The organism is Coprobacter secundus subsp. similis (genome assembly GCF_015097275.1).
In the GTDB taxonomy this organism is placed as follows: domain Bacteria; phylum Bacteroidota; class Bacteroidia; order Bacteroidales; family Coprobacteraceae; genus Coprobacter; species Coprobacter secundus.
Window position 1 is genome coordinate 1421057 of the sequence record NZ_AP023322.1, and the last position, 22284, is coordinate 1443340.

A 22284-nucleotide genomic window follows, 5' to 3' on the forward strand; every position below is an offset into this window, starting at 1 on the left:
AGCTCCGAACAAGAGCACTAAAACTTTTTTTTCATTGATAAATTTTAGAAAGGGAGGGCTTGTCCGTGATGGATAGGCCCTCCCTTAATCATATATGTATTAACGCATATTCTATGCGCATATCTTTTTTTTATCCGTGTTTCTCAGTACTTGACCAGTCAAGCAGGAAGTCATATATACTCATTATCTGTATGCCGTTTTCGTCGCTCCACTGCTTGGTATGTTCTCCCACGATCAGCAGTTTGCGGAAAGAGTCATCTACAAGACGCAACGACCGTTTCTCCTGTTCCATCTTTTCTGCATCGGGCATACGCCACGCCGACTGGATGTAGATCCGCTCGCTCCCTTTGTTGCAGACAAAATCCACTTCCAATGTCACCCTCTGCTGCTTTCCTTCCGTATTCCTCACTCGATGATAGACGTTACCCACATCCACGAGCCATCCTCGCATACGCATCTCATTGTAGATGACGTTCTCCATGATATGTGTCGGCTCGCTCTGACGGAACGACAGAATAGCATTCCTCAGACCTACGTCCTGATAATAATACTTGGACAACGAACCTATGTATTTCCGTCCTTTGATGTCGAACCTTTCGGATTTTTCGATAAGGAAAGCATCCTGCATATATTCCAGATAAGCCGACACTGTCTTGTCGGTTATGCTCTGCACATTGCTTACGGACTTGAACGTATTGGCTATATTCAGTGCATTGACAGGTGCTCCTATACTGGATGCTACGGTCTTCGACAATTCTTCAAATTCAGGTCTCAGTTCTATGTTGTTCCGCTCGTAGATGTCACGTAGATATACCGTGCGATAAAGGCGACGCAGGAAATCAGCCTTCTTCTCATCCCCAACCTGTGTAAGTAGTTGCGGCAAACCTCCGTACAGTCTGTATTCAGCCCAACCGTCTTCTTTCGAACCATCATACACCGTCATGAACTCCTTGAAGGATAGTGGCCACACATGTATCTCGTCACCTCTGCCTCGGAATTCCGTCACCAGGTCAGAGGACAGGAAACGCGAGTTGGAGCCTGTGACATACACATCCGCCCCTTCGGTAACTGACAAGGAAGAGAGCACCTCTACAAAGTCTTCCACCTCCTGCACCTCGTCGATGATGATATAATAAGTCTCATAGTCAATCATCATCTTTTCCACCCAGTCCAACAGGTAGTCCGGGTTCTTGAACTCTCTGTTCTTCCTACTCTCCATGTCGATGACGAGAATATGGTCTTCTCTCACGCCCTCATCCAATAGATGCTGATGAAAGAGTTTCTTCAGAAGGAACGACTTGCCTGAACGTCGCAATCCTGTGATTATCTTTATGAGCCCGTTGTTCTTTGAACGGCTCAACTGTTCTATGTATCTATATCTGTTTACTATCATATTTTACGAAAAACTGTCACTTGTGACACTTTTTCGGAGGCAAAGTTATATATTTTATCCTAAATCAAAGAAAGAAATAAAGAAAAATGCACTAAAAATCAATGATTTTCCTGTTTTGTAGTGTCTATTCCACTTGCCGATGCCCATTTTTCTTTGCAAAGTTACTGCCCGGGCGAATGGTCAAGTACCGCCATGCTAACAGGCAGAGGACTGAACGACAGCTTTCCGCAAATCAAAGATTTGGGTATTTCATTAACTCCTCCGTCTGTTTTCTTGCCTTATCGCCCTCATTCCGCAGTCTTTTGATGCACGAAAAATCAGTTCCCGACAAGAGGAGCCGAAAGGCTTCAAAAGGAGGGAAGAAAAACAAGTTGAACAAATAATTTCTTTGCGTATGGAATTACACAGATTATCAGAAAACGAGCAGGCATTTGTCGAGTGCTTCTCACGGTTCGTAAACGGTCAGATGGGGTCAGCCGCCAAGGTAGGCAATGCCCTTGCAGATGACCATCGCTATCTTATCAACGAAAAGGGCAAGGTGGTGTTTGCCTTCTTGGAACGCCTTGCCAACGACTATCAAAAAGGTCGTTATGACCAGCGTGACGAGTGGGTGTGCCGATTGGCAGCAGAGGCCATCGAACACCTTGTAGAGAACAGAATGTATTACAGAACACTTAACAACGATTGACTATGGCAAGCAGATTGATTACACCCGTATTGGAGGAGATACTGAAATCCTATCCTCTGTATTCACAGGACGGCAAAGGCAAGGATGCCGTTTGTGTGGCAATATTCTTCATCGGACACGTCCGTTGGTTCGTACTTGAAGGACAGCCGGAAGGTAACGACACCACGTTGTTCACCATCGTATGCGGTCTGCATGAAACGGAGTATGGCTATACCTCCGTCAATGAAATGGAGAGCGTAAAGGTGGATGGCTCCAAATATGGAGTGGACGAGATATTTCAAGTGGAGCAGTTGGACGGCTTCAAGCCGGTGAAACTGAAGAGCATTCCAGACGAGGATTTACAAGCATTCCTTCATAATATGGAATGACCCCAAATTAAATCAGCCGCAGGGACATTACTCCTTGCGGCTGACTATTGTTAGTACCTACTATGAGTAGTAAAGCCTACGATTAGTATATACTACGATACTACTCTCATCTTCGGAAAGCGGACTTGGCAACGTGCTCCTCTTGTACCTCTTCCTTCTGGTACTCCTCCATGTCAAGCAGTTGCTCATACGCAGAGCTGATGTTTGCGTCCATAGAATGGTTGTGGCTGAAAGGGAAGGTATGCTTCACAGAGAGTCCTGCATTGGTCACAGTCCCCACATCCAGGCTATCCTTATCCTTGTTATATTGCAGGTTCAGCAAACCACCATTCGGCATTTGGAATATCGGCATTTTTCGCTGCGCCAATTCCGAAAACTCTTCGGCGGTCATCTCCCTCGCCACAGCCTTCACGTCCTCACTGGCACGTCCTATGCCATAGCGAGTGATATGGTCACGCACTTCTTGCTCCGTATGCTTCAGGAACACCTCATACGTACCGCCGACACTCCCGTTATAGACCACTGCAAAGTCCTTGTCCTCTATTAGCAGGTCATCGCCTCTGTTCTGGCACGGCTTCCTGTAGGTCTGCTCCTCGTCCATGCCGTTCCCGTCATAGTATTCCTTGGCAAGCGTCAGCAGTCCTTGATAGTCACCTTTCTCCTTTAGCTTATCCAGTTCCGATGTGTCATCCGTTGATTGGAGATAGGCGATGGAGGCATAATAGACGTTTTCTTTCGATTGTGAAGGCTCTGTCAGGCTTTTGTACTGGGCAAAAGCCTCCTGATAATTGGTGTCAAGGTCTTTGCCGTGGTCGTAAGGAACAGAGAGTTTCACTTCCAGACCGTTACTCGTCGGCACAGCAATCTTTACAGAGTCCTCCTTCTCATGATGCTGGATATATACAGCAGAACCATTATATGCCAAGACTGCATGGTCGCCGTCATCTATGGATAGATAACTTTTCCCTTGCCCGTTTTCCTGCTCAGCCTTTTTCTCCTGGTCTATCTCCATAGCAATCTTGTCGATATGCTGCGTGAGCATTGAGGTAGCTTTTTTCACATCGAGTAGCGTGGTCTTGATGAACTGCGGCGACTCCTTCAGCGAATCCAGCCAAGACTTCAAATAGGCAGCCGAATCTCCTTTCAGATGCTTTGTCATGCCATACCGCTGAGCGGTCAGCGCAGCCGTCAGTTCTGCCACCAGTTCCTCGCGTGCATACTCTGCCGAGCCGAAGGTAGCGGGCTTAATGCGGTCCAACTGTCCCTCCGCACCCGTGGAGTGTCCCATCTCGTGGAAAAGGTTCGAGTAGAAAGACTCCCCATCCTTGAATTGCCTTTTCTCAGGCATCACAATCTCATTCTTGCTGATGGAGAAATAGGCGGAATCGCCAAACATGGGTTTGATGGGACATATCCAACGGTTGTCCGCTATCATCCTATCCACGGGTTCAAAGGCAAACTGCTCGTCCTTCTCTACCTTGGGCATCGAGTATTCCTGTTCCAGTTTCTCCCAAAACTCTGGTCTGACCTCCTTCAAGTTGGTCTGTAGGCTCGGTATGCAGCGCCTTACCGCCTTACGGCGGCAGGTTTCCGCATACCTGCCCCTAAACCGTACGTACACGTCTCCGTGTATACGGCTTGCCATTAGTAAGCTCACATTATTTCCCATGAAACTGAATTATAGCATTACAAGATTCACACACTACAAGCGTCTTACGATGTCTCGACAACATCAACTTGCCCCATGGAGTTTCTCCCTTTACCCCAACAAGAGTGCGTATATGATGCATTACGACGTTAGTGTCAGTTGCACCACACATTTCACAGGTTTGCTGTTTCAACCTTTCTGCAAGGCTTGGTTTGGGAACATACATAGTGCATGGGGTACGGTCGAGAAAATCGTCCGTTAATGAGCTTTTACGTTTGAATCCCTCTTTATAGAGTGTTCTGAACCGTTCTTTGCCTTTTGCATCCTTATATGGGATGACAAAATTCTTGCCTTTACGGTACTTGTCTCTGATTTGCCCTACATGTCTTCTTAATTTTTGACCAAGAGTCATATAAAGACTATACTCCATAATGTAGCCGAAATCGGCACATGTTGACGAAACATTGTTGGCTATACAGTAATAGTTGTAGAAGCCTTTGATTTCCAAGTTGAATTGTGCAAGGATGTCTTCGGGTTTCATACCGACCATTTTCTCCCGTGATTTTGGCTTCCATACATCTTTGCCGTTTACGTTCGTAAACTTTACAGCATCGTAGCTAAGAAGCTTCTTTTTCACTGTTTCAGAAGAGAGCATAAGCATGACCTTTCCAACAAATTCTCGCTTTTTGATTCCTTTGCTATTCCTTTTAAACACATCCAATGTCCTAACGGTGATGTCAAAACCGAGGAATTTAGCGTTCTCTTTTGCGTGAGTTATGAGTGTCTTCTCAGCAGAAAGTTCGAGTTTAAGGTTGTTCATCATATATTCTGTGATGTCTGCCTTGATTCGTTCACAATCTGCTTTTGACCCTATAACTCCAATCAGAAAATCGTCTGCGTACCTCACGTATTTCAATCTCCGATAATTCTCATCCATTGGAAGTCTGTATGTCATCTTATTTTTCTCTTCGTGCATGGCTTTTATTTTCATCAACAGTTCTGCTTTTACAGTTTCATCTGTTTCCGCTTTCCATTTCTTCCTTAGGTTTACTGTTTTCGTGTTGAGACAACAGTATTCTTTGTTGTGAGCCCTTTCTTTCCCTTTGTCGAAGTGTGAAATATACTCTTTCATGTACTTGTCGAACCTGTCAAGATAGATGTTTGCCAAAATAGGACTGATTATTCCACCTTGAGGAGTTCCCGAATACGTGTTGTTGTACTTCCAGTCTTCGATGTACCCCGCTTTGAGAAACTTTCTGATAAGACGAAGAAACCTTTCATCTGCAATACGCTCTTGCATAATGCTGACGAGTACATCGTGGTCTATGTTATCGAAGAAGCCTTTTATGTCTCCCTCAATAAACCACTTTGCACCTGTAAAAGTCCTTTGAATGCTTGTCAGAGCTGTGTGGCAGCTCTTATGAGGTCTGAAACCATGAGAGGTGCTTTCAAAGTGCCCCTCATAGATGGCTTCAAGAATCATCCGAACTACCTCTTGCACAAGCTTGTCCTCTACGGATGGTATACCAAGAGGGCGTTTCTTGCCGTTCTTCTTTGGTATATACACCCTTTTAGCAGGATGCGGCTTGTAGGATTCATTCCTAAGTGTTTCGATGAGACGTTCAATTCTTCCAATGCTCATTTGGTCGATAGTCTGACCATCTGTGCCTGGAGTCATATTGCCTGGCTTCGCATATATGCGCTGATAGGCAATGAAGAACATCTCTTTGTTGAACAGAATGCGGTACAGTCGCTCAAACTTATAGTCCGAGACCTTACTGTGCTGGCATAATGTGTTTAATACAATCTCTGGATTTCTCATAACGAATCTCTCGTTTTCTTTTGTTTGTATTAAAGTTACTAACTACTCCCCTTCGCCATGTACAAGGTTTTCCCTTGCTCAGACTACTACGGGAGTTCCGTTACCTTGTCGGATATTCAGAGGCAAATCCTCATAGCCTTACGGCGTTCCGATTTAGGTAATCTCCGTTTAACCACGTAATAACGTCTATCTTTCGATAGGCAACAGATTGTCGGATGCGACTTTCGTTCTTTTCTCCACTTACTGCGGTCGTGTCATGGCTTGTTCTTGCTACTTGCCCTCGCGCAATGGGCTGTAGTACCATGATGTGGCGTATATAACTGCCTTTCGCCACAACTTCAACTTCTGTCACTGAACTATCATTCAACCAATCAGGCTTCATCCTCATATCTGTCTTTCCCCTTGCAATTCAGTCGTAGCATGGCAATTAGCTAACTTATCGCTTTACTGACGTGCTGTGTTCCTCTTTGAGTTTCCTCTCCGAGTAAGTCAGTCGGGGATAGGTCTATTGTTTATTTCTAAACTTTGAACACTAACCTAATCTCTTATTATCGAGATATTTATTACGCGACCATTACGGACGCACGCGCCACATTGAAGACATGGTAAGTCTGAAGTTTTGGATATACATTATACTTTTCGCGCTCCTCCTGAGAGAGCAGTTTGTAGTCCTCCCACTTGATGTGCTCCTTTGTTTCCTTATTGACCACCGTAAACGTGGTGAGCATCACAGGGAAAGAATGCTCACCCTTCAATACCGACACACGAGGCTTCTGTTCCTCGTTTTTCTTGCCAGTTTTGTTAAACTGCTGTATGCGGTCGAAGGTACAGAAGCGAGGAATCTTGTAGCCCTCCTTCTCGCAATGCAGGAGCAGCATCATAGCGTTCATGCCGTTATATTCTCGTCCGTTCAGGTTTTTCGGCCATTGCAGCGTGCCCTCGGTAAACCATGGCTTTTTCCATCCGTCTTTGCCCGACAGCGACTGAATACGCTCAATCATCATATCGGCAAACAGGTCGAGTGCCTTGTCTTCGGCACTCGGACCTTCCTTAGCATAAGCCTTTCCCATAGTCATTAACCGTTATAGGGCTGCGGAACATATTCGCTCATCTCCGACACTCGGCAGGAGAAGTCCAACTTGTCATTGAAGACACTGACAGACAATGCGCCCTTGATGTTCGCTTTCACACCCGGTTGCAGCCATGCCTCGCGTTTGCCATCGAAGAGGAAGAAACTTACCCAGATGTATTCAAATCCGTCCTGTACTTTCTCTGCGCTGAAAGCGGAGAACTGGCAGTACGGCACACCATTCTTGTCAGTCTTGTCCTCAATGCTCTTGCCCACCTTGCCGCGGAACTTCATCACGCCCTTGATGCAGTCCTCTGCCTCGGCAGGCTGGTGGCTGATACTGCCTGCCGACAGGTTGAAATAAAGGGCATCGCCCCGTTTCCTCGGTACCAATACACCGACTACCTCAATGTGCTCGCCAATGTTGCAGCTGCCTACCTCCGTCAGTGTCCCGTCCTTGATGACCGACACCTCGATAGTCTTGTTAATCCCGCTCTTCGCCAGAATGACTATGTTCATGGCAAAGCTCACAAAGGCCTTGCCCTCCTTGTTCGTGCGGCAGGTCGCTGCCTTGCTGACCGTTCCGCACACTGTTACATTACATTTGATCATTGCTCGATACTTTTTGAATTATACATCTCCATTGTCCAAGTGAAATGTCTTCGCAATGTCAATAATCTCTTTTCAATCATCATATACCGGCGCACGTATCAGTTCATAGACCATCCACGCTGCTACGATAAGTTGGAAGCCGAGATGGATGATGGCCACGGTCTGACCGAAAAGCCATTGGGTAAGCATGAAGTGCCCTGCCAGTGCTACCATACCCATCAACACTGTACACAGATGACATGCTATCCTTTTCATTTCCTTTGCAGATTTTGTTGTTGAGTCTCAGCCTCCATCCCTTGCTCGAAATTCTGCGAAGCCTGCTGTGTCGCCACGATGCCTGTCACCATTCCCGCAATCTTCGTCCGTTTGCTTTCCTCCGACAGATTGGCATTGCCCAAAATGAGCGATAGGCGGTTCATCTCCGAGGAAGTCAGTTCACGGTCAATTTTCACCGTACCGCTCTCTGCATGAAGCACAGCCTTGCCGTTCTCACCCACAGCGATGGTGCATTGCCTCATGCCTGGTACAAGCGAGGTCAAATCTACAAGCTGGTTGGCTGCCATGGCAGAGATGAATTCCTTTTGTCGTTCCTCATCCTTGCTGTCAATCTGCGCTGCCAACATCATCAGCGACATAAAGGTGGTCATCGCCATGTCGAGTATTGGATCATTCGTTCCAGAAATGCCCACGCCGCTGTCCTCTGAGGAAAGGAGTTTCTTCATCCAGTCCTCCGACGTAACCTTCTGCTCCTGCGGCACGTCACTTTTGTATTTCGCCAACAGGTCATTGCCGTTATGCAGGGCCTGTAGTTTGATGTTGCCTTTCTGTCCGATTTCTGCCAGATAAGCGGCTGGATCCATATCCCTTTTTGAGCCGTCAGCCGATACGCTCTTCACGCCAAAATGCAGATGCTCGCCAGTGGTTCGTGTGCCAGTATTTCCCGACACCCCCAACTTCTGTCCGGCATTGACCGTGTCGCCTACCTTTACTGCTATGTCGGAAAGATGCAGGTAGGAGCATTGCACCTTGCTGCCATCCTCACGGCTGTATTCCACGGTGACTGACTTTCCTCCTGCCGTGTTCGCATTATGGTTCACCGACACCACCTTGCCACCGTTCTCCGTAGCCAATACCGCCTCATGGTTCGTCTTGATGTCAATGCCCTTGTGCATCTGCTGCCTGGTGGCATCCATCGGATCCTGGCGATTGCCGAAAGGCGAGGTGATGAAGAGAAATTCCTCTCGCTCTACAGGAAAGGAATACCCGGCAGACTGCGGTACATGGGCAGCAGGTGTTTCTCTGCGAGGATTATTCTCCACCCCGACCGACCGACCTTCTGCTCGCATCTCCGCCATCACCTCACGGTCATACTTGTCCAGTCCGTTGGTTTCAATGATGCGTTGCAGACTCGCTGCATAACCGCCGCCAGTGGCATAGCCAGCCTTCTCAATGCCCTTCGTCCATCCCTTGTAGTCGTCAGGTGAAAGCGTGAAGCACTGCGCATAACGCTTGTTCTGCTTCAGGAACTGCGAGTGATGCTCATAACTGTCACCCACGCTTTTGTACTTACAGAATTTCTCGTTGGGCCTATCATCCGTATAGACTCCATACTCTCCGCCATTCTTCAACCACGATGCCGTAGCCTTGATGCCAAAGTGGTTGTTGCATTCGCGCGACAGTTGGCTCTGTCCGTTGCTGCTCTCCAGTATGGCTTGCGCCAAGATGACGGAGGCAGGAATCCCATACATCCGCATCTGTTCTTTGGCTTCCTCCGCATATTGTGCGGCATACGCTGCGTTCTTTCCCATAAGCCTATCTCCTTAGACTGGTGTGTTGTTCTGTTTCTTGACTTTCCTGTGCCATCTGCTTTCCTGTCTCTTTTCCAGGTGACACCATCTCCGTAATTCCACGCTTCGATGATGTTGTCTGCTTCGGCATTTCCAACTGGTCACAGATGGCCACCCGTTCACCAGCACGAATGAGCTTCGGCAGATAGGTGTCGAGGGCATGATATGGGAATCCTGCCATTGCCAACGGCTTGCCTTCATCATCCTTGCGCCCATTGCTCTTTGTCAGCGTAATACCCAATATTTTGGATGCCTTCACCGCATCATCCTTGTAGGTCTCATAGAAGTCACCGCAGCGAAACAAAAGAATGGCATCAGGATGCTTCTTCTTCAAGTCAAGATATTGTTGGACAAGGGGAGAGACAGCAGCCTTGACAGCCTTTTCATCCTTCTTTTCTTCTTTCTTTTCCTCTTGTTTCTTCTCTTCCCTTTGTTCAGAGCTTTTATCTTCCTTAAGTACCACTTCCTTCTGTTCATCATGCTTATCGACAATTGCCGTCTCCGCTTGCTTCACCTCCGTCGCTTCTTCCTGCTTCTCTTGTGTACTTTGCTCGACATTGTTGTCTTTCTGCAATACATCAGCAAACAGCGAGGCGGCAAGGTTCTGCTTGTAGGAATCCCTGTCAGGAGCCACCCACAATCGTTGCCATTGTGACGGACTGACACTTCTCGGCTGCAACTTCTTGCCGTCAATAGTGGCTGCACACAGGCATTCGCCCGATTTGGCACGGAATACTGCCACACGCTGGATGCGGTTCAAATCAACCTCCTGCTCATTACCTCCGAAGATGTCCACCTTCAGGTCGGGTTTCGCCTCTGCCATAGCATAATACTTCTGTGCCAGTTCCTCACGCACACGCTCGATGTTGTCCATCGACTGCTTCAAGGTGGTGAAGAAATGATTGAGGTCTCCTTTGTCGGGATAGACGGCAAAGCCCTCCTTACCTTCGGGCTTGATGTACAATGCCCACCGCTCCTTGTCATCCTTTACCAACTGCACATTGTCGAAACCGATGTCACGGCTGTGGGTTACGGCCTCAGAAGCATCCAACGAGGATAGGTCTTCGATAGACCAGTTGCGCAGTCTTGATACCGTGATTTTCTTGTCGGCGAAATAACTGTCGTCGGGACGGAAGCCCAAGGCTCCGTCGGGATTGTAGAAACGCACGTTGTCATAACCCTCTTTCTGCAAGGCATTGGTGAAGCGTTGCTTGTTCATGCCCTTGATCTCGTTGTTCACCTCCAACGATGCACCCTGTGGCAGCACCACATCGGCGGTCTTGCTGGCATCATCACGCACGATGACCACAGTACGCTGCTCCTCGTTGGGATGCTGCTTGATTTCGTCTGCTACGAAGTAGTGGTTGGGCAACTGCACCTGTATCTGCGCCGTCTCTCGCTGATGCTGGTCGGTGGCATACTCCACCTTTTCACCCAGTTCGGCTTTCTTCAACACCTTCAGCGCACCGTTCACCTCACTCTCGATGGCATCAATCAGACAAGGGTCTTCCTTCAGTTCCCTCGTCCAATAGTCCACCATGCTAAGGCTGTCCTTTGACAGACGGGCAGGCAGTCCCAGTTCGAGCATCTTCACGCCCGAAGCTATCTCAGTGATGAGTCGTTCCTTCTTCACGGCATCCTCCGACGGGGCTTTGCCGTTCTTCATGACCATGCCCTCACGTGCCAACCGCTGCTGATGACCGGTGGCAGACACCAACTGACGCATCATCTCCTGTACATAGTCATTGTAGTGCTCGAAGTCACGCTGCCGTGGCAGGTAGATGACATCCTTCTCGGTGTCGTAGTGCGCCACACCCGTGCCGTCCTGACGTACATTCACGAGGTTGTCCTTCATCTTCTGAAGGAATCCGTTGACGCACCCATGCAGCTGCTTGTCCTCCTTGTCGCCATAACCTCTATCCTCCACCGTGCCATCCTTCTTCAATGCCGTAGTGTAGGCTGTTTCGTTAGCCATAGGCAGTAGCGTCTGGTCGATATTGAACAGCACACGGATCTCACGGTTTTTCACTCCCTTGTACTGCTGTTTGTCCTGTTCCGACAGTTCTGCGTATGCCTCCTTGGTGATGACATCGTCGGGATTGTTGCGGTTGACGTACTTATTCCAATTGTAATACAGGAACGGCACACCTTTCTCATGCTCCCTCACGCTCTCACCCCGTGCCTTCGCTTCGGAGAACTGCGTAAACAGATTGCTCTTGCAACCCTTGGCATCGGAGTCAAGGGCAAGGACAAGGGCATTGAACGGACTGACCGAAAAGCCCTTGGGATAGAGCTTCGGATAGAGTTTGCCGCTTGCATTCAACCAATGTCCCTTGGCATCCACCGCACTCGTCAGTGCCTCAGTGAGCAGCGACACCTGCTTCTCCGCCGTCCGCTTCTCAAATTCTGATTTCTCTTTCATGCTTTTATCTTTTTGTTTATCTCAATCACATTCTATAATTGGCTTACCAAGCCACCGTTCCCGACAATTTTGTTGTCGGGCTTCACTGTATTCCCCTCGGTCGCACCACGCTCTCCCGTGCCTGCTCTTCGTACTGCATTGCTGCCATCTGTCGCATCTGGTCGTTCTTGGCAAGTATGGCGTTAGCCAATGTATTCAGCGGCAATGCCCCCGACTGATGCGCCCCAATCACACTGTCAGGCAGTTGAATGGTACAAGGCACATGGTCAATGTTGGCAACGAGACACCGCCCTTGCAGCATCGGGTTGCTGATACGAGGATTGAGTGGTTCATCAGGATATTGGCGGTACTGAATGCGAGATGCAGCAGGACTAACTGTAGGTGCAATGCCTTCCTGCTGTTTCCTGCCCAGCACCTCATGTCCCGCTTTGTTGAGCAGATTGGCACCTCCCATACCCATCAACAGCATCTTCAGTATAGGATTCTTCACGAACATTCCAGCCACGATAGAGGCCAAAGGAAGGAGGCTATTGTCCATATTCAGCGATTTTGTCTTGCCAGTGAACAGTCCCACCAGTACATCGGGCAGCATCGCCAACACATAACCAAGGTTCTTGCCGATGTCTGAAAAGCCGTTCAGTCCAAAACTCTGCAACAGCCCGTCCCATCCATTTTCGTTTGTTTGTAAGGCTGTTTCCTCCTGCTGGACTACAGATGGTGTTGCCTCTTCAGTCGATGAATCAGGAGTTTCTTTCGGTTCTGCCTTCTTCTCCTTCTCAGCCTCTGCATCCAGTCTCGCCTTAACCTCCAGATACTCGTCTTCCTGTCCAGGCGCAACTATCAAGGGCACATCCTTGTACTTGCCTGTACGTTTGGTTGCTTCGTTTCTCTGAGGGTCAAGGAACGTACCTTTGTTCCAAGGAAAAGAGGTCTGCTCGGTTTGTTTCGTCCAATCCATAAAAGTGATATTGCTCGTGGGAATCTTGTTCTTGAAATGGCTGTTGGTAGCCTTGATATAGCTGTTCTCGTGGTTCTTGATGACTTTTGCCTGTTTGCGGAATGAGGCGAAGACGTTGGTGCCCGTACCGAAAACTCCCTTGCTGATACACTCCTCGACACAGACCTCTTGGCTGCTACCTTTCTTGCTTAGGTGCTCCATGCCGACATTCATCACCATATCGATACCGACAAACTTGGCGAAGGTTGCCCATGAGCCAATCCCTCCCATGGCCACGACATCGGCACCCGCTCCGGCTGCCCATCCCGCTGCCTTCTCTGTTCGAGAGGGCTTATAGGCTGCCTCTCCTTTGGCTTCTATCTCTGCGGCAAGGGGTGACTTGTTCAGTTCGTAGGGCAGACCGAACAGACTGCTTTGTGCCGCCTTGCGGATGATATAGTCGGCAGAAGATGTTGGCATACGGTCTTTCACCATTTTTTCTATCATCAGCTGCTCCATGCGGTGATCGATATAGGCGTATGCCAAATCACAACCGAGTTGTTTAGAGAGTGCATCGTACCGCTCTCGTCCTATCTCCGTCACCACCGCCTTGCGCCATTCCTCAGCCATCACGGCAAGGTCACGCTGCATATCCTTGTTGCCGACAATAGCCTCCTTGCACATCGCCAGATAGTCTTCGGTGGTCTTGCTGTTCCACTTGCCTGTAATCTTCAGCGTGGCGTATGGGTCATCACCAGGCATATTGGCAGTGGCCAATGAGCGTAGGATGCCAGCCGTACTGTTGGAGTAGGCTCGCATCTCGTCTGCCTGTCTGTTGGACAAGTCCCGTTGCACCCTGCCCATCACGGGGGCAAGGTGACACCCGAAGTAGTCGCCCATCAGACGCTCTATCTCTGCGAATCGCTGACTGTTCTTAACTGCCATATACCTTGTTTATATATTATACTGCTGTAATATCTGTTCCTTTGTCTGCTCGATGGCATTGTGATATATCTCCATCTGCTTAGGATAGTGTTCCTCCAACCATGCGTCCTTGTCCACTTGGCAGTGGATGAACTGCACGGCCATACGTTCCTCAATCTCCACGGAGGGTTCCCCCTCTTCCTTACCATTGAACCATGCCTTTGTCCACCATCTCACGCCAGCCCGGTCGGGATAGACGCTCACTATCCTCGGAATGTCGAAGCTCTGGATATCCACGTCCAAGTCGGCAAGAGGGTCGATGATGCCGTCATGCGTCAGGGCTTGCTCTTGGAGTTTTTTTTTAACACCTCGTCCATCGTGGAGAGATATACCTGATGTCGCATGGCAAGATAGTTGAGAAAGTCGGCAATGAGCAGGTTCTGCACCTTAGTCGCCAAAGGCATACAGCGGTTGCCGATGCCCAAGGGATTAGCCATGCTCGGCATGGTCTCGTAGAAATAATGCTTGCTCGCTCCCAACGAGAAGATGTTTCTCAACGACTGCTCCGTATGTTCGGGCAGAGAGTATGCTCCTTGTTGAAGGTCCTCGAAGTAGGAGGGAAGGAAGCGGAGCATCAATGCCTCTATCTCCTGACGGTCGGTGTCGTAGGGTGAAGGGATGTTCATGTCCAGTTCATTGATGCCCATTTGGGAATTGTGCTCCAATGCCTTGATATTGCCGTAGAGCATGGTGAGGAACTCCAACGGATTGATTTCCTCTCCGTCAAACCTCACCTCCATGTGCAGCAGGTCGCCACTGATGGCGATGGTCTGACCGGCCTTGACGCTTTGGGAGAAGTTGGCGAAGACATTGGAGAGATGCCTGTAAGTCACTTCGTATTTGCCGTAGCGGATGGTCTGGTAGATGCCATGCTCCGCGTCCGACCCAATGGCAGAGACGGTTCCCGTTGCCACCGCCGACAGCAGGTAATGGTTCACTGAGAAGTCTATGCCGTGATGGAAGAATGTTTCTCCCGTCACGGGATTTTTCTGCTCTCCGTAACCCAAGGACATCTGCACGTCCTGCTTTATAGGCTCCTCAAACGGCATACAGTAGCCGCTCGATGAGCGCAGTATCATTTCTTCTGTATATCTCATATCACTGTATATTGGTTATCGTTTCATCCCTCTGCTTTGGGTCTCTGCTTCTTTCATGTTCTGCCCATGTGAAGACGTACCGCCTCTGTTAGGCAGAGTTTGCGCCACCTTAGAATTGTTCCCGATGATCATCGCTCCAAGCAGGGCACCCGCAATCTTGCTCATCCAACCAAAGCGTCCGAATACCATGAAGGCGGCAGCCACCAGTCCGACGATGCTCATACCCGACACGTTGCCCTTGCCGATATTGCCAAAGAGATTGCCTATCATGTCGCATCCTACGCCTCCGAACATATTCCTAAAGAAATCACTGATGCCGCTGAACTGGGTGTCCATCTTTCCGGCTACAGTGTTCACCGCATCAACGGCTTCACCAGCCTTGCCCGTCAGACGTTGCACATCGTTGGCGGTTTGTGCCACCGCTTCCGTGGCATTCTCGCCGATGACAGCATCACCTACGATGCGTGCCACGCTCTTGTCTGTGGTCAGCTTCTCCCATGTCACATAGCCTGCGGCACTACCCACTGCGGCCGTCTGCATAGCCTTGCCGGCTCCCATAAGGGTGCGTTGCGGGTGGAGTGCCGCACTGCCTAAGGTCTTTCCAGTTACTCCGATGACATGGCCAGTACCTCGTGCCGCCTTGCCACCATATTTCAATAATGAACTCCAAAATCCCATATCTTATCGTTTTTTAATCACGGTTTGACTTCGTCTTCTTCTGTCACGACTCGGCATAGCTCGAACAAGTTCGGCTCTGCTCTCGCTGCTCCATCAGTTTACGTTCTTGCCCACCTGCTTCCACCGCCTCTTGGCAGCCGCTGCTATCTCGGCTTTGTTCGCTTTGGTGGGTCTTGCCCCTTCGTCTATCTCCATCCAAACATCGCCCATGGTGGTGTATTTCACCGCCCTCGTCAGTCGCTTCAACTGCTTGTTCATCTTCTTCAGTTTGGGTCGGATGCCGAAGACTATCTCCACACGCTCCTTCTCGGTCATCTTGTTGCCCGACAGGCATACCGTGCGTATGTCATTAACTATCTCGATGCTGTTCATAATCAGCTCGCGGTATATCTTGTTGCGCTTGGCTGACAGGGCTACGGCAAGTCCGTTGGCAGGATGGGCATCCAACTGCGCCACCAATCCACCCATATTGTCCACCAACTGACCTATCTCGTGATAGAAACCATATATCTGTGCGGCATAGCTGACGATGGAACGGAAGGAGTCCAGATAGTTGTTGAACTCCCGCTGCAGGTCGGTAGTGGCTTCCACTTCCTCCTTGGTCCAGATATGGCCGGTGGATTGTAGCAGCATCACTTTCTCCTGATTCTTCAGTTCTTTCTCCGCCTTGTTGGTGTACATCAGAATCATCCCCGCAAGAGTCGGGTCGTTCTGCGCCCGCACTCCTGCAAAAGATGATATAAACATAAAAATGGCAATTGATATGAAATACTTCATGACTGATTCCTTTATCGTTAATCACTGATGGTCATACGTCCTGCTCTGCGCCATCTGCTAAGGGCTTGGGTGGCTATCTCTCCATTGCTTCGGTCTATCATCCCTGCCGTCACGCCGTTCCACACATCGGTCATGGTGTAATATCGTATAGACAGATAAAGACGATGCAGCTTCTTGCTGAAGGCACTCAGCTTGTCGTTCAGTGCCCACAGCGTCTTGCTCCTTTCCGCACCAGTCAGCATGTTCTCTTTGCCTCCTTTGGCGACTGCATCTTTCAGCAGTGTGAAGACGGACACCAATTCCGTGGCGGTCTCCATATACAGGTTGTTCATCGAGAGGGTGGCAACGATGCCTTGCGGATTATTGTTGATGGCCTTGCGCATCTTACACAAGGTGATGAATATCTTCACTCCATCGTCGTACAGATAGGTACAGGCTTTGAGGGAAGAGGCATAACCACTGGCGGTTTTCAGATAACTGTTGTACTTCTTCTCCCATTCGTGTATCTTGGTGAACTCTGCGGCGATGGTATTCTGCAACAGGGCAGTCTTGGTCTGACCTTTGATTTCCTTCTCTATCTCACCGTTGATGGCTTCGTTGCCCTCTGCTAATGCCATCCATTCCAAAGGGTTGGCAGTCACAATCTGTGCATGGGCTGACGGCACGCTCAGTACCAATGCCACGACAATGAACCAAATCTTATCTATTCGTAATCTCATATACGCCCTTTCTTCGTTTGTTCGTTTCTACTCTTGTTCGTATCACACTCACCACGTCATAGCTGTTGCTGATGCCGGTCATTTCCAGTTTCGGTGTCGTTCTATCCATCGACAACACGGTCACGCTTTTCAGTCCGCATAACTGTTGTATCAATGTCTGATGCTCGGCAAAGTCCACCACTCGGTACAACTCCATGTAGTTCACGCTCCGCTGAAACACTCCGTGCTCACAGATGAGTTGCTCGCTCCCGATATGGTAGCGGATACTCCTCAGATAGATGAATCGGTAGAGTAAACAGAGGGAGAACAGGAGGCTGAAGACAAGCAACAGGGTACTATATGCACAACCGGGCAATCCTCCGATTAGGAGCATTGCCACGCACAACAGCAACAGAGGCAGTTCGTTGATGAAAAACTGTCCGATGCTGGGGCACAAGGTGATGATGCTATTATCTTCTTGTCTCATACGCTTCTATGATATGTGTTCTTTTCTTCTTTTTCCCTTTGTTTCTCTGCCTTGCCGGCTGCGATAAACTCGGCATAGTCGAAGGTATCTGGTTCGCCCTTGGCAATCAGTTCTGCTGATTTCTTGTTGAGCAGCGCATCGTTCCAGTCCTTGTAGCAACCCAATGGATGATAGGCTTGCACATGCTCGTGACGGAAGCCCATCTCTGCTGCCACCTTCCTGAAGTTTGCAACAAACTGCCGCCCTGCATCGTCCTTGTCAAAACCCAAATAGTGCCGTGCGTTGGGAGTAACGGACAGAAGTCCTCGCATCTGTCCCTCGGTGGGTGTGCCGCCCGTAGATACATACACCATCTTTACAGGATTTATCTGATACTCTGCCATGGCATCGTAGGCACTCTCAAACCATACAATTTCGCTTGCTTTATCCAACGGCTCGCCCGTGAGGTTGGCAATCCACAGTCCTTCACTGCTGTTGCTTCCTTCTGCCTTGCCCTTGTAACCGCCGCTACCGTCCATCTTCGGTCGTCCTCGTTCCTCAAAGCCCACAGTCTTGTCGGGTGTCTTGGGCAGTACAAGCGGAAAGGCAAGGTTGGCAAAGGTAAGTCCATCCGTCCGATGCTTAGTAGCCAGACAGAAATGCCGATGAAAAGCATACTGCGTATAGAGGTCGATGCCTCGGAACTTAAAATAGGGATAAAACCTTTTCTGCGTTTCCCTGTCCTGCGGATTGAACTTGTGGATGTCGTAGTCATTCAGGTTGAATGGCTTTCCGTCCTTTCTTGGTTCTGTAATCTTCGATGGTCTGTCCTCTATGGGTTGGTTGAGCAGTCGGTTGCAGACGAGGTTGACGAGTCGGTCAGGAGACATTCCCACCTTGTTCTCTGAAAACATTTCTGGATGCTCCTTGATGAACGAAATGACATTATACACCTTCTGCTGCGGTGGTTGGAAGCAACATTTCCCATTCTGCGTGACAATGAACTTATCACCACGCACCCGTCTGCCCTCACTGTCAGTACGCACATACGACGGATAACGCAAGCCATCTCTCTTGTTCAGATGATACCCTGCGTCCACCAGTACTTCCTGTATGCTCAACCTGTCCAGAAAGTCATCGTATGTCAGTTCACTACTCATTATAAATTATAAATTGTAAATTATACATTGTTAATATCCTCTCCTTATCTCCGTGGCAACATGATTTGCTTCTGCCTCAAAGTACCTTGCCGCAATCTCCTGTGGCGAATCCACTCCCGGTTTGAAGTAAGGACGTGGACCGCCATGATGCTCTGCATAGAACTCCGGGGCTGGATGGTGATGATGGTGGCTTATGTCATGCGCCACCTCTGCTGTAACGACTGCTCCTGCCGTCAGAGCCGCCAATATCTTCGTGCCCAGTCCGGCGTTGGTTTCGGGGCGTGTCTTCATATCCACTTCACTGAAAACCTTGGAGAAGAGTTTCATGCGATGGTAGTCATCCACCGCCAAGAACTTGTCGTAGTCCTTCTGCTTGATTTCGTGCGTGATGGCTTCTCCATTGATAATGGCGGTCATGCGATACTTATCTTCGCCTTTCTTATCTCCCTCCATCGGAGGCACTTTCTCCACCATGATGTCACCGACTTTCACTTCACGCCCATGCGCTCCCTCACGATACCAACCCTTGTTCTCATTAATCAAGGCAAGGTCTTCACCTCTCACCATGGCATCGCCTTGCAACACGTCACGTCTGACAGTCTCGTCCTCTTCCAACGGAAGCAACCGTTCCTCGTCTTGTTGCTGACGCTGCTGCAACTCCTGTTCAAGTTCGGGATGCAGATGCAGGTCGATGCGCTCCTTGCTATTCAGTGTGTCCATCAGGATTTTGTCAGCAAAGTCGTCCTTGATGATGCCATTCAGCAGTTCCAAGCGTTGAACGACGGGCACTTCCTTGATGGAGTTGGAGGTGAGTTTCTTCAGTTCCTCATCTGTCAGGTCATACACCATGTCGGCATTGACGCTGTTCGACTGAATGGTCAGCGTCTTCGCATTCTCATCAATGATGATGCCATGCGATGCCAGACACTCCTGCCACTTCTCATTGGTGAAATAGACAGGCGAGGTAATCAGTTCCTTATAAGGCTTGGCTGGCTCCGTGCTTCTCGTGCGGCTGATGGAAGGCATTATGATTCCCTCCAAATCTTTCAGCACATCCTGTTGCTGAGGGCTATAACTCTGTTGCTGTCCCTTATAATAGAACCCATAACCGCCGCTCTGCAATTCGCCAGGCTTCATTCTGCCGTCCCAACGTTCAGGCACAATCGGGGCTTCGGGGAAGAACAATCGTCCTCCAACTCTGCGAAGATGGAATCCCTCCTGACTGCGTGGTGTCCAACCTAAAAAGGGTGGTGGCATATCGATGCGCCCCATCCGTCCATACTCGCCGATACCAACACGATAGCCGTGCAGCCCCATAGCTACACGACCGTTGGCATTGCGTGCATGAACGAAGTTCTTGGGCATATAGAAGTCGTTGCCCACAATGCCCGTAAAGGTATTGTAGGCTAACTTGTTGGCATGATTCGTACCCCAGTCGGTCAGAGCCAACATCTGCTTCTCGGTGATGTTATAGGTAAGCAGCGGACTGTCATGCCCTTGCACCACAAGCTGATAGCCGCTGCCATTACTCACCACATGAGCCTGCATACCATTGCGCATGAGCAAGTCACGCATCTCTGGTTGCAGGTCCATCTGTTGGGGATTCGTATTCTTTCTTATCGCCATACTTATTCTTCACTCTTCATTCTTCACTCTTCATTTATCATGCTTCACCGTTCTCTATTGCCTTCTCCAGTTCCTCATCTTTGTGATGGACAAACTGCTCCGCACTCTCTTCACAAATGCAGAGTCCGTTGTTCAGACAATAGCTCTCATATTCTTCCTGCCATTCAGCAGAATGATGGTTGACATACTCCAACCAACCGTACTCGCCGCTCTGTATCTTCTCGACGAGCACATCCTCTGGATAATATTTATTTGATGCCATATACTTATTATATTATGTGTAGATTATTTGTGCATGGAAAAAGAGGCGCGGTTGCGCTCTCCATTCTTCTTCTGCTCATTCCAAAGTTCTTCCGTGTATTCCTCTTCAGGCACATAGTCAAGATTACCGTCATCGCCCATTACCCAACAGCCATAGCACCCGAAGGTGTATTTGTCCCACTCTCGCTTGGTGTTCTCCTTCCACTTCTGACTGTCGCCTTGATTAATCCTTATGCCGGTCTTATCGTTCAGGTCAATACCCACCGTCACCTGTTCGTCCTCCATGATGAGCGTGAGCGGCTCACCCTTCTGCATCACGGTCAGTTCTGCCGAACTCAGTTTCAGTTCATCCTTCAGCACCTCCAAGTTGCGCCCGATGACAGGCGTAGGTACCGACATCACCTGATTGGTCTCCGTGTCAATCTGCACGAAAGCCTTGCTGCTCCTGCCATCAGCATCCTTAACATCGGCAAGGATAGCCTTTCCAGCCAGCAAGTCCTCCTGCTGTTCCTGAGTAAAAGCCTCCAATGGTGATTTCTCCAACTGCGGATAGAAGACCACATCCACCTTGCCGTCCTCCATACGGACCAACGCAAATCGGGTGCGGCTCTTCAATGTCTCGCCCTCATCATTATTCACCTGAATGGGCAGCAACGGTGAACGTCGTCCCTGACCAATATCTTCCAACGCCCACATGGGCAGGTCTTCAATCTTCTCTTGTGTGAGACCAAAACGAGCCAGTGTCTGATAAGGCACCTCGCTCTCTTCAAATCGTACTTGCTTCATACTTTAACTTTGAATTTGAAATTAAACTCATGCAAAGTTATATACCTATTCAGAGACAAGCAGAATTGCATAAGATAATGCGTGTTATTTTTGACGATTATTATTATTTGAGTTTGATTTCTGCTCAAAAATCAAACTCGATTGCTATATTATGTTACAATCTTCTTGTCTTCCCTTTGTTCTTTATGCCAGTCAAAGAATTGCTTGTTACTTTTGCACCATGAAACGATTTCTACTCATCACAATAGCAGCAATATTCTGTTCATCAGCAACAGTATGCGCTCAGTTCAATACCGTCACACAGACTAAGGTACACCGCAAGGCTGTGCCAAAAACGACGCAGTCCGCAACATCCGAACAACTGCCTCCGTGCTCGCCGCATCAGCGGCGAGACTCTCTTGCCTTTGCCCCATTACAAACCCAAACGGAGCAGACCGACCGCCACACGGCACTTGTCAGTCCACTCCGTCATATCTCTGTCACCAGCCCTTTCGGCTACCGCAGAGACCCATTTACAAAAAGAAAAGCCCTACACAACGGGCTTGATTTGAAGGCAAATTACGAACCCACATACGCCATGATGCACGGCGAGGTCATCAAGGTAGGCAAGGACAAACGTTCAGGCCTCTATGTCACCCTCCGTCACGGCGACTTCACCGTCAGCTATTGCCACCTCTCCCAAACTCTCGTCACCAAAGGCACCCACGTCCGTCCCGGCATCATCATCGCGCTGACAGGCAACAGTGGTCGCAGTACTGGTCCCCACCTGCACCTCACACTCAAAGACACAAAAAAAGGACGAGCCATCGACCCGTCCATTCTTCTCAATCTTATCAAGCATCCACTCTAATAGAACGCCTTGTCTTTTGTCGTTCACATCACCCCTTCCGCATTGCAATAATGTCTTAAATATCTAATCCTCAACAATTTCTATTCTTGAAAAAC

General features: G+C 49.1%; 21 protein-coding genes and 1 pseudogene. 3 read left to right on the top strand and 19 right to left on the bottom strand.

The genetic code is table 11. The features are described 5' to 3' along the window. Nucleotides 1-130: 130 nt before the first annotated feature. Nucleotides 131-1393 (bottom strand): ATP-binding protein, encoded by a 1263-nt coding sequence (locus Cop2CBH44_RS05655; protein ID WP_005816273.1) that lies wholly within the window; start codon nucleotides 1391-1393, stop codon nucleotides 131-133. A gap of 394 nt (nucleotides 1394-1787) precedes the next feature. Here Cop2CBH44_RS05655 and Cop2CBH44_RS05660 point away from each other — a divergent pair, with 394 nt between their 5' ends. After that, the gene (locus Cop2CBH44_RS05660) at nucleotides 1788-2081 is read left to right on the top strand and encodes a hypothetical protein (RefSeq protein WP_005816271.1); all 294 of its coding nucleotides are present in this window, start codon (nucleotides 1788-1790) and stop codon (nucleotides 2079-2081) included. A 2-nt stretch (nucleotides 2082-2083) separates the two neighbouring features. Beyond that, nucleotides 2084-2449: a DUF2958 domain-containing protein gene (locus Cop2CBH44_RS05665; protein ID WP_005816269.1), complete on the top strand. Its 366-nt coding sequence runs from the start codon at nucleotides 2084-2086 to the stop codon at nucleotides 2447-2449. A 106-nt stretch (nucleotides 2450-2555) separates the two neighbouring features. On the opposite strand, the gene Cop2CBH44_RS05670 is transcribed toward Cop2CBH44_RS05665, so the two are convergent. The 18 genes and pseudogenes from Cop2CBH44_RS05670 to Cop2CBH44_RS05755 all read right to left on the bottom strand — a co-directional run bounded on the left by Cop2CBH44_RS05670 (nucleotide 2556) and on the right by Cop2CBH44_RS05755 (nucleotide 21339). Beyond that, nucleotides 2556-4118 carry a zincin-like metallopeptidase domain-containing protein gene (locus Cop2CBH44_RS05670; RefSeq protein WP_200755701.1) on the bottom strand — a complete coding sequence of 521 codons (1563 nt, stop codon included), beginning with the start codon at nucleotides 4116-4118 and terminating at the stop codon, nucleotides 2556-2558. Continuing rightward, nucleotides 4108-5919, bottom strand: coding sequence for a reverse transcriptase/maturase family protein (locus Cop2CBH44_RS05675; protein WP_009017563.1), 1812 nt, complete (start codon nucleotides 5917-5919; stop codon nucleotides 4108-4110). Before Cop2CBH44_RS05675 ends, Cop2CBH44_RS05670 begins: the two co-directional genes overlap by 11 nt. 130 nt (nucleotides 5920-6049) lie before the next feature. Beyond that, the gene (locus Cop2CBH44_RS05680) at nucleotides 6050-6301 is read right to left on the bottom strand and encodes a hypothetical protein (protein WP_050552428.1); all 252 of its coding nucleotides are present in this window, start codon (nucleotides 6299-6301) and stop codon (nucleotides 6050-6052) included. 184 nt (nucleotides 6302-6485) lie between these two features. Further along, a pseudogene (locus tag Cop2CBH44_RS05685) lies at nucleotides 6486-6989 on the bottom strand (ArdC family protein); the annotation flags it as partial. A 5-nt stretch (nucleotides 6990-6994) separates the two neighbouring features. Then, a complete protein-coding gene (locus tag Cop2CBH44_RS05690; protein ID WP_200755702.1) occupies nucleotides 6995-7600 on the bottom strand; it encodes a hypothetical protein in 606 nt (201 codons plus the stop codon). 251 nt (nucleotides 7601-7851) lie between these two features. Further along, a complete protein-coding gene (locus tag Cop2CBH44_RS05695) occupies nucleotides 7852-9408 on the bottom strand; it encodes a glucosaminidase domain-containing protein (RefSeq protein WP_200755703.1) in 1557 nt (518 codons plus the stop codon). Between the two features lie 4 nt (nucleotides 9409-9412). Next, on the bottom strand, nucleotides 9413-11869 hold the full coding sequence (locus tag Cop2CBH44_RS05700; protein WP_005816257.1) for a MutS N-terminal domain-containing protein: 2457 nt from the start codon (nucleotides 11867-11869) through the stop codon (nucleotides 9413-9415). A gap of 82 nt (nucleotides 11870-11951) precedes the next feature. Continuing rightward, a complete protein-coding gene (locus Cop2CBH44_RS05705; RefSeq protein ID WP_005816255.1) occupies nucleotides 11952-13751 on the bottom strand; it encodes a hypothetical protein in 1800 nt (599 codons plus the stop codon). Nucleotides 13752-13760: 9 nt separating this feature from the next. After that, nucleotides 13761-14033 (bottom strand): hypothetical protein, encoded by a 273-nt coding sequence (locus Cop2CBH44_RS05710; protein WP_007897422.1) that lies wholly within the window; start codon nucleotides 14031-14033, stop codon nucleotides 13761-13763. Nucleotides 14034-14065: 32 nt separating this feature from the next. Next, nucleotides 14066-14887 carry a M23 family metallopeptidase gene (locus tag Cop2CBH44_RS05715; RefSeq protein WP_005816253.1) on the bottom strand — a complete coding sequence of 274 codons (822 nt, stop codon included), beginning with the start codon at nucleotides 14885-14887 and terminating at the stop codon, nucleotides 14066-14068. Nucleotides 14888-14902: 15 nt separating this feature from the next. Then, on the bottom strand, nucleotides 14903-15565 hold the full coding sequence (locus Cop2CBH44_RS05720; protein ID WP_005816251.1) for a hypothetical protein: 663 nt from the start codon (nucleotides 15563-15565) through the stop codon (nucleotides 14903-14905). A gap of 93 nt (nucleotides 15566-15658) precedes the next feature. Next, nucleotides 15659-16342: a hypothetical protein gene (locus Cop2CBH44_RS05725; protein WP_005816248.1), complete on the bottom strand. Its 684-nt coding sequence runs from the start codon at nucleotides 16340-16342 to the stop codon at nucleotides 15659-15661. A gap of 17 nt (nucleotides 16343-16359) precedes the next feature. After that, nucleotides 16360-17061 (bottom strand): hypothetical protein, encoded by a 702-nt coding sequence (locus tag Cop2CBH44_RS05730; protein WP_005816246.1) that lies wholly within the window; start codon nucleotides 17059-17061, stop codon nucleotides 16360-16362. Next, complete coding sequence (locus Cop2CBH44_RS05735; RefSeq protein ID WP_005816244.1) at nucleotides 17042-17527, bottom strand: PH domain-containing protein; 486 nt, start codon at nucleotides 17525-17527, stop codon at nucleotides 17042-17044. The genes Cop2CBH44_RS05730 and Cop2CBH44_RS05735 overlap by 20 nt, the downstream gene beginning before the upstream one ends. After that, the gene (locus Cop2CBH44_RS05740; RefSeq protein WP_005816242.1) at nucleotides 17524-18666 is read right to left on the bottom strand and encodes a toprim domain-containing protein; all 1143 of its coding nucleotides are present in this window, start codon (nucleotides 18664-18666) and stop codon (nucleotides 17524-17526) included. The genes Cop2CBH44_RS05735 and Cop2CBH44_RS05740 overlap by 4 nt, the downstream gene beginning before the upstream one ends. A gap of 30 nt (nucleotides 18667-18696) precedes the next feature. Next, a complete protein-coding gene (locus tag Cop2CBH44_RS05745; protein WP_005816239.1) occupies nucleotides 18697-20292 on the bottom strand; it encodes a hypothetical protein in 1596 nt (531 codons plus the stop codon). Between the two features lie 37 nt (nucleotides 20293-20329). Continuing rightward, nucleotides 20330-20554 carry a hypothetical protein gene (locus tag Cop2CBH44_RS05750; RefSeq protein ID WP_005816237.1) on the bottom strand — a complete coding sequence of 75 codons (225 nt, stop codon included), beginning with the start codon at nucleotides 20552-20554 and terminating at the stop codon, nucleotides 20330-20332. Between the two features lie 23 nt (nucleotides 20555-20577). After that, nucleotides 20578-21339: a DUF4099 domain-containing protein gene (locus Cop2CBH44_RS05755; protein WP_005816235.1), complete on the bottom strand. Its 762-nt coding sequence runs from the start codon at nucleotides 21337-21339 to the stop codon at nucleotides 20578-20580. 220 nt (nucleotides 21340-21559) lie between these two features. Between Cop2CBH44_RS05755 and Cop2CBH44_RS05760 the strand changes: the two genes are divergently transcribed. After that, nucleotides 21560-22189 (top strand): M23 family metallopeptidase, encoded by a 630-nt coding sequence (locus Cop2CBH44_RS05760; RefSeq protein WP_007837448.1) that lies wholly within the window; start codon nucleotides 21560-21562, stop codon nucleotides 22187-22189. The last annotated feature ends 95 nt before the right edge of the window (nucleotides 22190-22284 follow it).

Bases quoted from the DNA above. Each gene is read 5' to 3' on its own strand.
- Cop2CBH44_RS05655 (WP_005816273.1), bottom strand. From the start codon at position 1,393: ATGATAGTAAACAGATATAGATACATAGAACAGTTGAGCCGTTCAAAG.
- Cop2CBH44_RS05660 (WP_005816271.1), top strand. From the start codon at position 1,788: ATGGAATTACACAGATTATCAGAAAACGAGCAGGCATTTGTCGAGTGC.
- Cop2CBH44_RS05665 (WP_005816269.1), top strand. From the start codon at position 2,084: ATGGCAAGCAGATTGATTACACCCGTATTGGAGGAGATACTGAAATCC.
- Cop2CBH44_RS05670 (WP_200755701.1), bottom strand. From the start codon at position 4,118: ATGGGAAATAATGTGAGCTTACTAATGGCAAGCCGTATACACGGAGAC.
- Cop2CBH44_RS05675 (WP_009017563.1), bottom strand. From the start codon at position 5,919: ATGAGAAATCCAGAGATTGTATTAAACACATTATGCCAGCACAGTAAG.
- Cop2CBH44_RS05680 (WP_050552428.1), bottom strand. From the start codon at position 6,301: ATGAAGCCTGATTGGTTGAATGATAGTTCAGTGACAGAAGTTGAAGTT.
- Cop2CBH44_RS05690 (WP_200755702.1), bottom strand. From the start codon at position 7,600: ATGATCAAATGTAATGTAACAGTGTGCGGAACGGTCAGCAAGGCAGCG.
- Cop2CBH44_RS05695 (WP_200755703.1), bottom strand. From the start codon at position 9,408: ATGGGAAAGAACGCAGCGTATGCCGCACAATATGCGGAGGAAGCCAAA.
- Cop2CBH44_RS05700 (WP_005816257.1), bottom strand. From the start codon at position 11,869: ATGAAAGAGAAATCAGAATTTGAGAAGCGGACGGCGGAGAAGCAGGTG.
- Cop2CBH44_RS05705 (WP_005816255.1), bottom strand. From the start codon at position 13,751: ATGGCAGTTAAGAACAGTCAGCGATTCGCAGAGATAGAGCGTCTGATG.
- Cop2CBH44_RS05715 (WP_005816253.1), bottom strand. From the start codon at position 14,887: ATGAGATATACAGAAGAAATGATACTGCGCTCATCGAGCGGCTACTGT.
- Cop2CBH44_RS05720 (WP_005816251.1), bottom strand. From the start codon at position 15,565: ATGGGATTTTGGAGTTCATTATTGAAATATGGTGGCAAGGCGGCACGA.
- Cop2CBH44_RS05725 (WP_005816248.1), bottom strand. From the start codon at position 16,342: ATGAAGTATTTCATATCAATTGCCATTTTTATGTTTATATCATCTTTT.
- Cop2CBH44_RS05730 (WP_005816246.1), bottom strand. From the start codon at position 17,061: ATGAGATTACGAATAGATAAGATTTGGTTCATTGTCGTGGCATTGGTA.
- Cop2CBH44_RS05735 (WP_005816244.1), bottom strand. From the start codon at position 17,527: ATGAGACAAGAAGATAATAGCATCATCACCTTGTGCCCCAGCATCGGA.
- Cop2CBH44_RS05740 (WP_005816242.1), bottom strand. From the start codon at position 18,666: ATGAGTAGTGAACTGACATACGATGACTTTCTGGACAGGTTGAGCATA.
- Cop2CBH44_RS05745 (WP_005816239.1), bottom strand. From the start codon at position 20,292: ATGGCGATAAGAAAGAATACGAATCCCCAACAGATGGACCTGCAACCA.
- Cop2CBH44_RS05750 (WP_005816237.1), bottom strand. From the start codon at position 20,554: ATGGCATCAAATAAATATTATCCAGAGGATGTGCTCGTCGAGAAGATA.
- Cop2CBH44_RS05755 (WP_005816235.1), bottom strand. From the start codon at position 21,339: ATGAAGCAAGTACGATTTGAAGAGAGCGAGGTGCCTTATCAGACACTG.
- Cop2CBH44_RS05760 (WP_007837448.1), top strand. From the start codon at position 21,560: ATGAAACGATTTCTACTCATCACAATAGCAGCAATATTCTGTTCATCA.